We start from the raw sequence: 14,696 nt of genomic DNA, 5'->3' as shown, positions 1-14,696 counted from the left end.
TCCTCTTCTTGGCCGTCTATTTTAACCAATTCATTCACATTGACACGGCCTTTTGTTCAACCCTATAAAATATTAGGCTTCATCCTGACAAATTATCATTAAGTTCAGTGAGTTAACCAGAAACCCCATCTTCATATTTTTTAAGGTGAGTTCAAGTCTACACTCGCAGAACACTGGTTTTTTTTATGTAAATGTTCTCTAGATTCAATTTTGTTACATCTTAATTGTACAAAGCGTCAAATAAGGGTATTTTTGACGCCAAACCGACTAAGCTATATCAAAATAATCACTTTAGCTGCTGAAGTAAGAGTCATTTACGTCTAGAAATGTCATGCAAAAAGGGAAGAGTGTATGAGTGTGTTAACCTGGTCTAAGTTGTACCCACGTGTATCTTCTGCAGATCCAGCGCTATCCGAACAACTCTCACACTGGCAACACCAATCGGAATCAACCGCAATAGCTATCCTACAGGGACAGCATTTTTTGGCGGCAACCTCGGCTGCACTCAGTTATTTTGAAAGCCTAGAGCAAAACTTTATTCACGCAACCCCCTTCGACTTCTCTCCTAGACTGCAATCCTCAGGAAAAAGCAGTGTCGAATATGGTCTGCAGATGATAAAAAAGGCAGCCAATGGCGAAGTCGTCTCATTTAACTGGCTACATATGAGCCAGCAAGGTAAAGAGCTCCCAACCCTGTTAACCCTCTATCCCGCACAACTCGATGGCGAGCAGATAATGCTCGTCTTATTCCAGCCTATGGATAGACGTAAACGTAGCCGAGCGAGCATCAGCAATGGCTTTGAAACCTTGCCAAAAGAGCTGATGTCGATCACTTTAGAAGACAGCGCTGAAGCGGTTTATATCACCAATGAAGACGAGCAAATATTGGCTGTTAATAAGGCGATGTGTCGGATCTGTGGCTATAGCGCTGAGCATTTATTAAATCGGACACCACAAGAGCTTAAGCTCGAGTTACAACTGGAAAGCTCAGTACCCGATACTCCTTTAAAAGGAACCGGAAGTTGGCAGGGGGAAGTGAGGAAGTGTCGCTCAGACGGCTCAACTTTCCCTGCATGGCAAAGTTGTCGACGGATCTACGCGAATAACACAGTGTTTTATGTCAATTTATTCAGTGATATTAGTGAGAAGAAAGCACTAGAAGCCAAGCTGACCCAGCAAGCCATGTATGACAAACTGACGGGCCTCCCTAATCGCTTTCATCTGATCCAGCTGCTCAATAAAGCGATCAATAACATCAAGGACTCCCCAGGGATGATTGGTGCCTTAATGTTCTTAGATCTCAATGGCTTTAAGAATATTAACGACAGCTTTGGGCACTCCACGGGAGATAAGGTTCTGCAACTGGTAGCAGCTCGCCTAGAAGCCTGCTGTATCGAGAATGCCGAAATCGCCCGTCTCGGTGGTGATGAGTTTACCTTGGTTCTGCCCCTATGCCATAACCGCGAAGAGATAGAAGCCTTTTCTGAACTGATCTTGTCACTGTTTGAGGCACCATTTGAAATTAATGGTCAGAAATTCTATCTAGGTACAAGTATAGGGATCTCGCTATTTCCACAGCAAAGCGATGAACCCAATCAACTGTTAAGCATGGCCGATACTGCCATGTATTCAGCAAAGAAGAGTCCGAACCATATTCGTTTCTATAACGCGACCATACGTGAAGCCGCAGAGAAGAAGTTACACACGTTAAATGATCTGCGCCATGCCCAAGGACTTGGACAGTTTAGCTTAGCCTATCAGAGTATTACCGATTTAGAGTCTAACGACATTGTGGCAGTTGAAGCCCTGCTACGCTGGACTCAGAGTCATGGCGACATCGTTGAAGCACAAGACTTTATCCCTCTGCTAGAAGAAGCGGGTCTGATGGTAAGTATTGGTCAGTGGGCGATAGAGCAAGCTTGCATACAGATGCAGCAGTGGCACCAAGAGTTCGACTCTCAGCTTAAGATCAGCGTCAATATTTCACGCTCTCAGCTCGAACACCCTGACTTTATTCCCATGCTTAAAGGGCTACTTGCCCGCACTCGGCTACCCGCTAATACATTGATCATTGAAATCACCGAGAGTGCACTTATTCATCGACCTAAGTTCATGGCAAATATCTTAGCCCAGCTAAAACAGATGAATATCAATATAGCAATAGACGACTTTGGCGCGGGGCTATCTTCCTTGAGCCGACTCAGTAGCTTGCCCATCGATAGCTTGAAAATCGATTCCGCTTTTGCTCAGCGCTTAAACACCAATCAAGGCCAAAAACTTTGCAAGGCCATAATGCAATTAGCGCAAACGTTAGAGATCGACTTTGTTGTCGAGGGGATAGAAACGCAATCTCAAAGAGATCTGTTATTGAGTTTAGGTAAAGGTATGGGACAGGGATATTTCTTCAATAAGCCCGTGACAGCCGAAAGCTTTACACGCGACCAGCTGAGTTCAATCTATGATGCCCAACAGAGCCACTACCGAGTGTCAGGAAGGTAGCTACGCCAGCACTCTGAATGAGTTATTCAGTGTCGCCCCCTGCAAAAGCTGTTGCCGGCGTAGCCCCAATCATCACCCTAAGATGATGAGCTTATTAAACCCTATTCGCTGAAAAATTAGCGTGATATCAACGGCGTTTTTCTAAGGAATAAACAACTTAAATCACAAAAGTTTATACCAAAATGTAACTAAATTTTCTCAGCTTCAAACATCGAATAAAAAAACCACTATTTTAAATAAAGCTTATCGATATCGAGCCCGCACATCGGCAGGCATAGAAGCGAGCCTCTGTTCCACCATAGCACTTAATGCATTCGTTAAAGGTGCAACATTTTGCTTAGCGTCAATTGCCTTCAGCATCATGGCTGCGGCTTCCAATGTTGACAAACTATCGCTGCGACTCGCCTTACGAATGGTGTAATTTGAAGCCGAATCCAGATCCAAATGCAGCGCAGGGTAAGCCTGTAACCATGGGTTAAGCTGCAGCAGCTTATAGGCCTTACGCCAAGTGCCATCTAAGAAAAGTAGAATCACCTCGCTCTCAATCTTAGTCTGGTTTGCCGATACACTGGTGTCTGACGGATAAACTAAATAAACCGGCTTTTTCGACTGCGCTAACTGCTCACGCAACACTGCAAAATCATCGGCAGTTTCCCCCACCACCACTTGAGTATTTGGAATAACTAACTCTAACAGGCGCACACTGTTTTTCGCATGCCCTACTTCGCTCGGATCTTGTAAAATAATTAGCTCAGGCTTGACCTGCATGGTTTCAATACTGGCACACAGACAGGCGTTTTGCGGGTAGTGGCAGTTTGGACAAGTTGGACGGGACACAAAACCTCAGAATTATGATTAGAATAACCTCCAAATTGTAGCCGACTCTTGATACAAATTACACGATTACTCGGCTTTGCAATCTGAGTAAATCTAGCAAAAAAAGCCTGCAAAGATGGTTAGTCAATGCAGGCTAAAGGTGTTTCAGGGTGAAACAAAGTTAACTTTTACTATCTACAGCTGAGCGAACTCGGCAACTCAATCTAATAGGCGTGCTGTTCTTGATGCCAATGATTGAACTTTGGCATTGCCATCATAGCCAGCAATGCTAGCGCTCCGCCGCCCATTAACACAGCTACGGCATAGGGAGCGGTTAGGTTCGTTTGCTGTATGAGTGCCGTTAACAGAGAAGCGCCACTCATCTGAATGAATCCAAGCATCGCCGTTGCCGTGCCCGCTCTCTCACCAAAGGCAGATAACGCCATACTGGTTGCTGGCCCAAGCAGCAGCGCGAAGCCAATACATAGCAGCATCATAGGCAACATATAACTATAAGCCGCCATCAAGCCTGACTGTGGGCCTAGGACCTGGACGATAACTTGAGTCACTGCAGACAGCAGCATCAATACCAATGCGGTGATAACGGTTGGTCGGTTACCTAGCTTCTTAATCACTAACGGCGCAGCAAAACAGGCGATGATATTCACGGCTGCGTTAAGGCCAAATAGACCGCTGAAAGTGAGTTCCGACACGCCTAGGTGCCCAATGAGCCATACTGGCGCATAGGAGACATAACAAAGAATCGCTGCCATACCCGCCATACAAGAGATGGCGTAAAACAGGAAGTGCGGCTCGGTGATCACAGGCTTATAGCGTGCCCAGCGATATAGCGGACCATCACTAATCGTATTTTTTGGACGAGTCTCAGGTAAGCGTAAGCTCACTAAAGCCAGAATAACTAAGCCATACAATGCCATAAAGATGAAGTTAGAACGCCAGCCAAACTGCAGCGCCAACATACCACCTAATGTCGGTGCTAAAGCAGGAATAATACAGATCATGCCGTTTAGGTAACTGTAGTAACGTGCCCCCTCTTTCGGAGAGAAACAATCTCGCACCGCGCTGAACACCACGATCGAGGTCGAGCATGCCGCTAAGCCCTGCATGACTCGGGCGATTTGAAGCCAGTGAAACTCCACGGCAACAGCAGCTAACAGACTGCTTGCCATGTAAAAAACGATGCCACCAATGGCAACGGGGCGACGACCGTAGCGGTCTGCCAATGGGCCGATAAGTAACTGCCCTGTGCCCATCGCGAATAGGAAAAGCACTAGTGTCGATTGGATCTCACTCGCAGACACTGAAAATTCTGCAGCCATTGCAGGCATAGAGGGCAGATAAATATCGATAGCCAAAGGGCTTAAAATCACCAAGGGCAATAAAATAGGTAACAAACTACGGCGCATGATCTTTCTCAGAATTAGGAAAACAGCGCTATAGTAATCAAACTAAGGTATGAACAGAAATGATATTATTTCCATTATGAATTTCCAATGAGGAATATCTTTGAAACTTGATAATCTCGTGCGTATCGATCTAAACCTGTTAGTGATTCTGCAAGTATTACTCGAAGAGGAGAGCGTGACTCGCGCGGCTAACCGCCTACATGTCAGTCAGTCGGCGCTAAGTAAAAGTTTAAACCGCTTAAGGGACACGCTAGGGGATCCACTCTTTTTGCGCACAGCCCACGGACTCAAGCCAACAGCGCACGCAATACAGTTAGGCAAATTACTGCCTCAAAGCCTACAAAGCCTGTATCAATTGACACTACCACCTGGTTTTACGCCCCATAACAGCACCCGCCAGTTTTCATTTGCCATGGTAGAGAGCGCATACGAAACCTTATTGCCTAACTTCATCGGCACATTACTTAACCGCGCTCCCAACCTTAAGCTTGATAGCTTTGTATGGAGCGAAAATTCTCTACAAGCTATTCAACAGGGACAGATTGATTTTGGTTTTGCCGGGCGGGAACTGCATCCGCAATCGGCCTTTCAAGTGGATAGGTTACCCGACGGTATCGCGCACCAAACCCTGTTTACCGATCATCAGGTGTGCTTAGTGCGCCAAGACCACCCTATTCTCTCGACGGTCACAGCAGGCCATTGGGATCTGGATATCTATCTACAGATGCCGCATGTGCAAGTGCGCTGTGAAGGAAACGATTGGTGGGCGCTGGATTACCACCTAGCCGATTTAGGCCATCACCGCCGATTAAGTACTATCGTACCCGACTTCTATGGCGCCGCCAGTGTTTGTGCCCATAGCGATCTGATCTTTACCCTGCCCGCTAGTTTTGCCCAGCACGCTAAGAAGCTTTACCCTTTAGTGGAGTTACCACTACCGATTGAGTTTATACCATTGGCCTACGTACTACTTTGGCATGAGCGCAGCGCCGAGGATCCGGGGCATAGATGGGTAAAAGAGATTATCTGCGAGAGCGTGGCCAAAGCACTCTCTAACAGCCATAACTGATGCGAGTTAAATTAGATTAACCTTTATTAACGTGATCTTGGTTCAAATAGTCGGCAGTATTGTTCCACAACGAGCACACATTTCAGGAATAAAAGGCGCAGTGGTTCAGCCTGCATTCATCTTTTTCCTGTACGCTAGCGTTAAGATATTTTGGAGAACTTATGATTTATAGCCAATTTCAACACAATCCGATGCAAAATCGATTTTCTGGCACCCGTGGCTGGCTAGCATTCGTTATCGGTTTGGCGTTTATGACATTAGCCTTAGTCGCTCTGCCATTTTTACTCTTGTTTGGCGCTATTAGTTTCATAGCGTTGAGCCTATTTGGACGCGTATTTTTAAAGCGTCAGCTTGCACGTTTTCAAAAGCAGCAGGCCAACCAAGAATTTCAATATAGTGAAGAGTTTCAGGAAACGATTTATAAAGAAGCACCGACCTCAACACCACGCCAAGGCCGTACCTTCGAACATAATCCTAATGAGCCCGTTTAACTAGGCTCGTTAAGATTAAATCAGCATATCCGACGCGTTTAGAGGCCTAGATAATAGGCTTTCGAAGCGCGCCCATTTTTGCGCTTGAGTTTGCGCTTCCGCCTCAACCCAAGTCGCTACCGCATCTTCGCCAACGCTATAATTGATCACATAAGAGCGATTACGCTCATAAAACAGCACTCGCTGCTTAGCACGAGACTCTGGGTAGAGTGCGCCTTCAATCAACATTTTCTCTGCCGTTGCTGCATCGACTAACTTATCGGTTAAGCATTGGCTAACGTAATTCTCATAGTAGCCCAGCTTTTTAACCAATTTTAATACTCGGTGGAATAGCGCAAGATCGCCCTCTAATCCGGCCAGAGGCATCAATACATCACGCTCAAAGGCTATCGCCTCTTCATCGGTTAAGATAAGACTCAAGGCATAGTTTGCGCTGCCTTCCGACAGGTAGGAGATCGGACTATATAACGGATAGATAGCGTATTCCAACCACTGCTTAGCTTTCACCAACTTCTGCTCTTGCAATAGATTAAATACATGGTGGCCCGGATAGCCTTCATGTGATGCCAACTCCAGATAACGCTCGATCCCCAAGGGTTGATCTTGGTTTAACTGAATTAGGCTATGGAAATCGCCTCTGTACCAGTTATAGGCGGTCCATACCTTATCGTTTACATACTCAATCTCAAAACTTTCGTTTTCGGGTAGAGCCATATGCTGCTTGGTGCGCATCCGCGCAAGTTCAACCGCAGCCAAGAAGACCTCAGCAGCCTTATCCTTAGGGACAATAAATTGTGCCTTAAACTGGTTATAGCGATCGGTCAGCGAGCCTTCTCCTGGTAGCAGGGCATCGATTTCAGTTAGCACTTGCCTATGTTCAAGCAGCGAGTACTCGGCCAGTTGGCAGTCGTATAAAGCCACGGCTTCTTCATTGAAGCTACGCTGTTTACCCTGCAGGAAATCTAGATATGCACCAATAGAGAGCCACTGCGTCTGAAGGAAATTATGCCGCTCCACCAACTCTGGCTCACAGAGCTCGTCGGTCATCCCCCTTAAAACCTCACAGCCTTGTTGATGCTGCAGCTGAAGTTCTGCTAACGGTTGCCAATAGGTGTCTTTCTGCCACTCTTCGGGGCCATAGTAAGCATCGACATAGTAGCAGTCGTGCTGTCCTACGGCTAAAACGAGCTTAATATAGCGCTCTGCAAACCGATTAAGGGCTTGCTGTTGTGCTTCATAGGATGAGGATTTAGCACAGCCTTGTTCGACTTGTTCAGTATCTGAGTGTGACAAAAAAGACTCCTAGCGGGTAAATGAGAGCCAAACTTACAACATTTGCATATATTATACAATGTGCAGCGCGTGAGAAAAATTGATTAACTAGTCATAGACCTGAAATGAAACAGAGAAAGAAGCTGCGGCCTAGAAGTGATAATCTCAGTTAACTGAACCAGCGATGCAAGCTCATTCCCATTAAGAAAGTAGTCCAAGCGTAGCTGAACGAGTCAAACTTAAGTACCAGACTTGCCCACTAACTTATCACCATAACCGCATAGTTATTCTGATACTGGCGACTCACTGAGTAGCTCAGCCGCCTTGTCTAATGACGCTCGCTCTTGAGGCGATGTCGTCATTTCCAGCACGGTATCGACTTGCAGAGCCAGAGACTCCCATAGAGGCAAAATAACCTCCAGCTCGGTTGGGTTAGCCCGCTCTCGCGCCATCTTAAGCAATGCAGCAGCCGAAACGACATCGATTCGCCCCAAAATACCATCCGCAAGAGCGATACTGAGTTCGATCATTGCTGGCACACTATGGCCGTACTTAATGACTTCTCGTAGGTAAGTTTCTGCCTGTGACAGATCTTGTCCCATCGCACCGTCATCATGCAGCATCTCCTGTGCGCAAGATAGCATGGCATCGACCTGACCCAGCTCCGCAGCCTCAGCCATCCAATAGGCACTCTTAATTGCATCCTGTTGGCAACCCTCACCACGTGCCAACATCAAGGCTAGATGATATTGGGCATGGGGGAAGCCAGCCTGAGCCGCGCGATGTATATACTTATAGGCACTCTCTAGATCATCTTGTTGATAATAGAGTACACCTAAGTTCGCCATCGCCTCTGACTGCTCAAGCTTAGCCGCTTCACTAAGGTATTTCTGAGCCAGACTCGAGTCGACGCTAAACTGTTTACTCCCCACTAAATAAAAATAGCCTAGCAGCGCCATCGCATTCGCGATTCCGGCATCGGCGGCCTTGGCAATCGCCAGCTCTCCGGCTACCACATCGGTCTCACCGCTATAACCATGGATCAGTGATACGCCATGCTCGTACAGGGCATTTAAATCTTTATCCGCCGCCTGAGAAAACCAATAACTCGCCTGCTTTAACGATGCCGTAGAGCGCTCCTCTACCGCCTCTTCGCGGCTATCCTGTAGCGCAAGCTCCTGCTCACGCTGCATCAGAGCCCGGGTCTTTAACGACATACCGACTAGGTACTGAGACTCAGGATCTCGCTCCATGACCGCGCGATAACAGAGATCTCGTCCCGCTAAGGAGTCAAAATCCTCGAAGTAATATTCGGGTTTTTCTTGCTTAGTCACGGTAACAAACAGCGACTCCACTAAGGATAAAAGCTGCTTAATCGAGCGCTCACTTAGCTGCTGTAACTGCTCGGGAGTAAGGTGATACTTTTCAGGGTGGGCGCCGCGGTTGCCATCGGCTCTAAGCTTATGTAGTGCGCGTGTCGTCTTAACATCGATGAGCCTACGCTGATTCAGCTGCTCGATACGGTCATACAGGTTAGGGCTATCGAAGCGCACCTTCTTGGGCTCAGCAAGCAAACTAGTAAGCTTATGGCTAAAACTACGTACATGCAGCAGCGCCTGAGTTGGTACATCTTTTACATAACTTTTGGCCTTGCGATAATCCTTGCCCAATTCGGCAGAGAACAGATTGACGAACTCAATATCGTTCAACAAGACGTTTACCCCTAATCAAGAATAACCTTTACTTTGTAGATAACAAGCTAGGCTTGCAGCTCACGCAAGTGCGCAGCTGCAAAGCTAGAGAGTAGCCTCTATGGAGGAGTATTACTCTTCGTGTTGGATGTTGCCAGGTGTTTCAGGCGTTGGACGCGACACCATATATAGACGGAAGAGTGCAACGTTCACAAATAGACCGAAAAACGCCACGATAACTTCACCAACCAACTGGACAGGAATACCGCCTATTTGAGTCAGTTGCGCCAACATACCGCCAAACAGCGACAATGGGATATAAAGCAGTAACACTACAATAGTCTTAAGGGCGATAGGACCACTAAAACTGAAGCTACGCTTAATCGCTTCCATCGGTGTCAGGCGTTCGACCACAACCATAAAGTTAACAAATGCCAGACGCGCGAATAGATATAGGGATACAAAAATACCTATGATCATTAAGTTCACGTTAATTGCTGCCAAAATCATAACTGGGGCAAGTACCGCAAGACCAGAGAAGACACCTGCTAGCAGCAATGCTGGCACAAAGTTCAAACTGGTCTTCAAGATCATGCCATTCGATGGGCTATGACCCTGAGAACGGATCTCTAAAAATAGCGTTAACGCCGCAATCAGGAACGAAAACACTAGCAGTAGCACCATCATGGCAACCATGTGGCTGGTGCCAAATTGAGGATTTTCAAGATCGGCGCTGCTAATCTCTAAACTTAGCCATAGCTGTATACCAACCTGAACAAATAAAATTGGCACAAACAAAAACGCTAACTGACTAATATTATTTCGAAAAAAGTTAAAAGCTTGAGTCAATATTGCTGACAATGGCATAGGGTTTTCCAAAAGATAAAATTCAATAACACGAGTTAAAGCTAAGGATACCCAAGTTTATAAATTAATGCACAATTGAAATCACCAATTACGTGCTCCATAGAAACAAAAAAATGAAAACAAATTGTTAAAAACGCTAGAATGGGCAATTATTGAGAGATTAGACGACACAAGGATAGCCGCGATGAAATTAATGACTGCAACCCTGCTTACCATGACCGCCTTTTTGAGTATGCCGACAGATGCGGGAATTTTGGACCAATTAGGCCAAGCGACTGAACCAGCCAAAGAGCAAACTGAGCAGACTCAATCGAGTGACTTAGTCGGCACGGTTATGTCTCAACTCGGCCTGAGTCAGACGCAAGCAGAAGGAGGCTTGGGTAGCCTATTGTCACTGGCTCAAAGCTCTTTGGGGAGTAACGAGTTTAGCTCGATAGCCGATTCAATACCTGGCATCGATGGTTTATTGGGCGCGGTCCCGGAACTCGACAACGATTCTGGCATGTCGGGGCTACTGTCAAAGGCTGGTGGACTCGGAGAGTCTCTACAGGGTAGCGCCATGGTTTATGATGCCTTCGAACAATTAGGGATCTCCAAAGAACTCGCGGCGCCGATGATCGATATCGTTAAGGGCTATTTAGATACCAATGGTAGTGCGGGAACAGCCGATCTACTGATGCAAGGTCTAAACTCCATTTTATAACCTCTGTTTTCCCCTTCTCAGTCATCGGCTTAGTATGAGTACTGGCTGAGAAGGAACTCTTTGCCATAATTAGGCTCTAATGATCTGTAATCCCCATAAGGTTTCGGAGCCGATATGATCGCTAAGCTCAAACAGTTTTTCGCTAATCCACAAACCCAACTATCAGATGAAGAGCGCGCAGAGCATTTAAAGCTTGCTGCGGCAAGTTTATTGTTGGAGGTGGTGATGGCAGATGAAACCATGTCTGAGCAAGAAGCCAAACTATTACCAAGCTTATTGACGACGACCCTAAACTTAGCCAGCGATGATGTGCATGGCTTGGTACATGACGCTAAGCTATCCCAGCAAAACTCCATCTCACTATATGAGTTTACCCAAGCGATTAATGACAATTTTGACATCAATCAAAAGCAGCAGCTCATCCTCGCCATGTGGCGTTTAGCCTATGCAGATGGTCACTTATGCCAGTATGAAGATCAGATCATTCGACGCACGGCAGAGCTGCTCTACCTGCGCCACAGCGAACTTATCCAGATGCGTAATATAGCCATGGAGCAGCAGGCTAAGTCTTCATAATCCGTTCAATGTTGAGCTGCAGTTATGCAAAAACAAACAATCCACCTTCTGAAGCTGGTGGTTTAAGGCTGAAAACAAAAAAGCCATCTTAAAAGATGGCAAACCCATTTGGAGGTTGGGTACTTGGCGGTAACCGCTAAGTCACAGAAGATGGCGTCCTGCCCAGAAGCGTCCTTGCGGTGTGTGGAATAGTTTGCACTACTCTTAATTTACGACCTTTTTATCCTAAGGCTGGTGACAATTGGCGCAACTTTCACTCGCAGAAGGGGTTTCATGCACCACATGGCAATCACTACAAGTAATGATGCCGTCATGCTGTTTATGTTCATCCCCCTCAAGCTCGTTCATTGCCCCATGGCATTCGATACAGGTTTCGTTCTCATAGCTCATATCAGCCGATGGCGTACCATCTTTATGGCATGATTCACAACCAGCCATCTCAGTATGCGAATCGGCAACAGAGGTTGCTGAAACGGCCGCTGAAAGGCTCAATAAAATTGTTATCCCTAAAACTTTAAGCATGTTCAAACCCTCAATAAATAATTAAGCAACGGTCATTTGGCCGGTATAAAGGATGAAATTACGCAGTAACAGCACACCAACTAAGCTGCAGCTAGCTGTAATCGCTACATAAGAGAACTTGCGCTTAGAGGACGCCTTCATAAACAAGTTAAAGGCCAGTGGCATACTCAAGCCCACAACGACAACCCCCGCCCAGAAGATCCAACCCCAGAAGCCTTCACCTATTGCCGTTAATGCGGCGACTTGGCTTTGGCCACCCGTTAAGATCAAGCCTGCAAAGAAGGTAAATATCAGCACGATTTCTACTAAAATCATTGGGATCTCAATATTGTGGATAAAGTGCACCTCCTTGCCATCAGGGTTACCATTAAGTAATACACCACCAAGTAACGTCCCAGCCGCCCCCGATGAGAGTCCAGATACGAGGAACAGTAGAGGCAGAACCGGATTATTTAACATTGGATAGGTCGTTAATGCCGATAACAAGAAACCGGTATACGCACCTAATGACAAGGCCAGTATCACCAAGAAGCCAGTAATACTTGCTTCGTGTTTAGCGATGGCATTAAATAACTTGTCAACAATCGGCCAACGCCCCTGACACCAGTTCAGTGCAGGCACCTTGAAGACACAGGCTAGCCAAGCAAATAGCGCAACCTGATAAACCATCAACACCGCAACCCCAACAGACATCACCGAGGTTGGGTTATAGAAGAGCAGGATTTTCCAAAAATCAAACGGTTTAGTTAAGTCGATAACTAAAATTCCCAGCCCAGCAAATACCGCTAATGGCGCTATCAAACAGGCCGCCTGAACAAAGCCCGACTTGTACGCATCCCGCCCTAACTTAAAATGCTTTAGCAAAACAGCAAAGCAAATAGCACCGGCTGATATCCCAGCAAGAAACAGATAAATAGCAATTGGCCAAGGCCAAGTTAGGCTCTCAAAATGGAATGGACTCATAGTTTTATCTCCCCGCTTTGTGATGCTATGCGGAACACTTTCGGTCTAGTACCGAGATCGGTTTTAGTTCGGTAGCTAGGGGCTGATTTAAGCACTTGTACAACTTGAGACTGCGGTTCGGTAATGTCTCCAAAGGTGAGCGCTTTCGTTGGGCAGGCGGTCACACAAGCGGGTAACTTACCCTCTTTAAGGCGAGTTTCTTTGCAGAAGTCGCACTTATCAGCAGCTTTGGTTACTGGGTTAATAAATCGTACTTGGTATGGACAAGCCGCAATACAGTATTGGCAACCAACACACTTCCACTCATCAACCACAACAATACCTGTTTTAGGATCTTTATAGGCCGCGCCTGTTGGACACACTTTCACGCATGGCGCATCATCGCAATGCTGGCAAGAGATACGTGTAAAATGAAATTGCTGATTAGGGTACTCGCCAAATGGCCCTTTGCGCTCTATCTCCAACCGGCTAACGCCTTCAGGCACTTGGTTTACTTCACGACAAGCGATGGAACACGCATCGCAGCCAATACACTTAGTTTCATCATGTACTAAGGCGTATTTACAAGCTGGTTCGACATTGGCAACTGAAGTGCTTTTTGCCCTGGCGAGGGTGAAGCCTGAAGCACCGACCACTGCAACACACGCACCCTTTAAAAATAACCTTCTAGAATTAGACATCTTAATTCCCCTAATCATTTAGTCGCATGGCAGCTGACACACAATTTACTGCGATCTTGAAATGACACATCCACCATAGGGTCTATATTGGAATGCAGCGTGTGGCAACCCGCACAATTAACCTTGTTAGAGTGAGCGTCATGGGTCCAATCATGCAGAGCTAGCACATCGTGAGCATGACACTTCAAGCAGCTTTGAGTTTGAGTGGCCGCATCTGCTGTCGATTTCTGGCTAAACCCAATCAGGTTTGACGCTTTTCTGGGGTGCCCCCCTTTCTCTCCATGGCAATCTTGACAGCGGATATCCAAAGCATCATTTGCATGGACACCATGCATTATTCCATTGCGCTTATGGCACATAATGCATTGCTTGTTTTCATTAATTTTTAACTCTGCTGCAACTACCCTAATTGAGACTGTCGAAGCAGCCACCACAACTAAAATGCTCATCAGCACTGGAGCTGTGTATCTAAAGAATCTGGACATGGGGTGTCCTCACATTGCTAAGTGATAAAATAAAGAAAGTTGGAATAAAGGTGTTGTAACGGTTGTTACAACACCGAGTGGGATTAAGCGACTAAAGAACTCTTGAGCAGGGTTTCATCGCAATCATTCTTAGCCAAATGAAGCACCTTCACTCCCATTTGTGCCAATGTGGTATCGATGAAGCGATTATTCTCTTCTGAGTTATGCTGTGGATCTGTGATAACTAGCTTTACCGTTGCAGACTCACTATCCACTAATACATAATCGAGATGACAATCCTGCAAGTAGCTATGAGCATCTTGCTCTTTTTCGTTCTTGTCTATATCACAAAGACTATCTAATGTTGTGCCATATAGAACGTTATACTTGCCATTTACTAATGTATTTAACTTATTGATGAAACTGCCTGCTTGACTCTCTAACGAGTTTGGCTTCAATTTGATATTTGATGCTACAAATTCAGTTGATTTGAAGAATTTTATACATGTCATAGCAAATACAACCAGCACAAACGGCACAACAAGAAACAATACGAAGTATATGAAAGCATAACTTAAAATCACAGACGCACTCATAACGACCTCCAAACTTACATTTTAATAATTTAATTTATTTTTAACGCACAATCAGTATTG

15 protein-coding genes are annotated in these 14,696 nt (G+C 46.0%); 5 read left to right on the top strand and 10 right to left on the bottom strand.

The window, feature by feature from the left end:
• The first annotated feature begins 351 nt into the window (after nucleotides 1–351).
• Nucleotides 352–2,499, top strand: a complete 2,148-nt coding sequence (locus L1D44_RS06385; RefSeq protein WP_239889375.1) for an EAL domain-containing protein — start codon at nucleotides 352–354, stop codon at nucleotides 2,497–2,499.
• A 243-nt stretch (nucleotides 2,500–2,742) separates the two neighbouring features.
• Here the strand turns inward: L1D44_RS06385 and L1D44_RS06380 are convergent, their stop codons facing one another.
• Together L1D44_RS06380 and L1D44_RS06375 are read right to left on the bottom strand one after the other, a co-directional pair.
• A complete protein-coding gene (locus tag L1D44_RS06380; RefSeq protein WP_239889374.1) occupies nucleotides 2,743–3,336 on the bottom strand; it encodes a tRNA-uridine aminocarboxypropyltransferase in 594 nt (197 codons plus the stop codon).
• Between the two features lie 203 nt (nucleotides 3,337–3,539).
• Nucleotides 3,540–4,742 carry a multidrug effflux MFS transporter gene (locus L1D44_RS06375; protein ID WP_239889373.1) on the bottom strand — a complete coding sequence of 401 codons (1,203 nt, stop codon included), beginning with the start codon at nucleotides 4,740–4,742 and terminating at the stop codon, nucleotides 3,540–3,542.
• Between the two features lie 100 nt (nucleotides 4,743–4,842).
• On the opposite strand from L1D44_RS06375, the gene L1D44_RS06370 reads away from it, so the two are divergent.
• Both L1D44_RS06370 and L1D44_RS06365 read left to right on the top strand, forming a co-directional pair.
• Nucleotides 4,843–5,811, top strand: a complete 969-nt coding sequence (locus tag L1D44_RS06370; protein ID WP_239889372.1) for a LysR substrate-binding domain-containing protein — start codon at nucleotides 4,843–4,845, stop codon at nucleotides 5,809–5,811.
• A 161-nt stretch (nucleotides 5,812–5,972) separates the two neighbouring features.
• The gene (locus L1D44_RS06365; protein ID WP_239889371.1) at nucleotides 5,973–6,302 is read left to right on the top strand and encodes a hypothetical protein; all 330 of its coding nucleotides are present in this window, start codon (nucleotides 5,973–5,975) and stop codon (nucleotides 6,300–6,302) included.
• A gap of 15 nt (nucleotides 6,303–6,317) precedes the next feature.
• On the opposite strand, the gene L1D44_RS06360 is transcribed toward L1D44_RS06365, so the two are convergent.
• From L1D44_RS06360 to L1D44_RS06350, 3 genes are all read right to left on the bottom strand, one after another.
• Nucleotides 6,318–7,595, bottom strand: coding sequence for a hypothetical protein (locus L1D44_RS06360; protein WP_239889370.1), 1,278 nt, complete (start codon nucleotides 7,593–7,595; stop codon nucleotides 6,318–6,320).
• 263 nt (nucleotides 7,596–7,858) lie between these two features.
• Complete coding sequence (locus L1D44_RS06355; RefSeq protein ID WP_239889369.1) at nucleotides 7,859–9,286, bottom strand: DUF4145 domain-containing protein; 1,428 nt, start codon at nucleotides 9,284–9,286, stop codon at nucleotides 7,859–7,861.
• Between the two features lie 111 nt (nucleotides 9,287–9,397).
• Nucleotides 9,398–10,132, bottom strand: coding sequence for a hypothetical protein (locus tag L1D44_RS06350; protein WP_239889368.1), 735 nt, complete (start codon nucleotides 10,130–10,132; stop codon nucleotides 9,398–9,400).
• Between the two features lie 184 nt (nucleotides 10,133–10,316).
• On the opposite strand from L1D44_RS06350, the gene L1D44_RS06345 reads away from it, so the two are divergent.
• Together L1D44_RS06345 and L1D44_RS06340 are read left to right on the top strand one after the other, a co-directional pair.
• Nucleotides 10,317–10,835 carry a DUF2780 domain-containing protein gene (locus L1D44_RS06345; protein ID WP_239889367.1) on the top strand — a complete coding sequence of 173 codons (519 nt, stop codon included), beginning with the start codon at nucleotides 10,317–10,319 and terminating at the stop codon, nucleotides 10,833–10,835.
• Nucleotides 10,836–10,949: 114 nt separating this feature from the next.
• The gene (locus tag L1D44_RS06340; protein ID WP_239889366.1) at nucleotides 10,950–11,411 is read left to right on the top strand and encodes a TerB family tellurite resistance protein; all 462 of its coding nucleotides are present in this window, start codon (nucleotides 10,950–10,952) and stop codon (nucleotides 11,409–11,411) included.
• Nucleotides 11,412–11,636: 225 nt separating this feature from the next.
• Here L1D44_RS06340 and L1D44_RS06335 read toward each other — a convergent pair whose 3' ends face one another.
• From L1D44_RS06335 to L1D44_RS06315, 5 genes are all read right to left on the bottom strand, one after another.
• Nucleotides 11,637–11,933 (bottom strand): cytochrome c3 family protein, encoded by a 297-nt coding sequence (locus L1D44_RS06335; protein WP_239889365.1) that lies wholly within the window; start codon nucleotides 11,931–11,933, stop codon nucleotides 11,637–11,639.
• A 21-nt stretch (nucleotides 11,934–11,954) separates the two neighbouring features.
• A complete protein-coding gene (gene nrfD, locus L1D44_RS06330) occupies nucleotides 11,955–12,896 on the bottom strand; it encodes a cytochrome c nitrite reductase subunit NrfD (RefSeq protein WP_239889364.1) in 942 nt (313 codons plus the stop codon).
• The gene (locus L1D44_RS06325; protein WP_239889363.1) at nucleotides 12,893–13,576 is read right to left on the bottom strand and encodes a 4Fe-4S dicluster domain-containing protein; all 684 of its coding nucleotides are present in this window, start codon (nucleotides 13,574–13,576) and stop codon (nucleotides 12,893–12,895) included. The genes nrfD and L1D44_RS06325 overlap by 4 nt, the downstream gene beginning before the upstream one ends.
• A 14-nt stretch (nucleotides 13,577–13,590) precedes the next feature.
• Nucleotides 13,591–14,061, bottom strand: a complete 471-nt coding sequence (locus L1D44_RS06320) for a multiheme c-type cytochrome (RefSeq protein WP_239889362.1) — start codon at nucleotides 14,059–14,061, stop codon at nucleotides 13,591–13,593.
• A gap of 83 nt (nucleotides 14,062–14,144) precedes the next feature.
• On the bottom strand, nucleotides 14,145–14,552 hold the full coding sequence (locus L1D44_RS06315; protein ID WP_239889361.1) for a DUF2726 domain-containing protein: 408 nt from the start codon (nucleotides 14,550–14,552) through the stop codon (nucleotides 14,145–14,147).
• Between the last annotated feature and the right edge of the window lie 144 nt (nucleotides 14,553–14,696).

The organism is Shewanella sp. Isolate13 (assembly GCF_022398325.1).
Taxonomy (GTDB): Bacteria; Pseudomonadota; Gammaproteobacteria; order Enterobacterales; family Shewanellaceae; genus Shewanella.
This window is presented reverse-complemented; position numbering and strand designations above follow the sequence as displayed.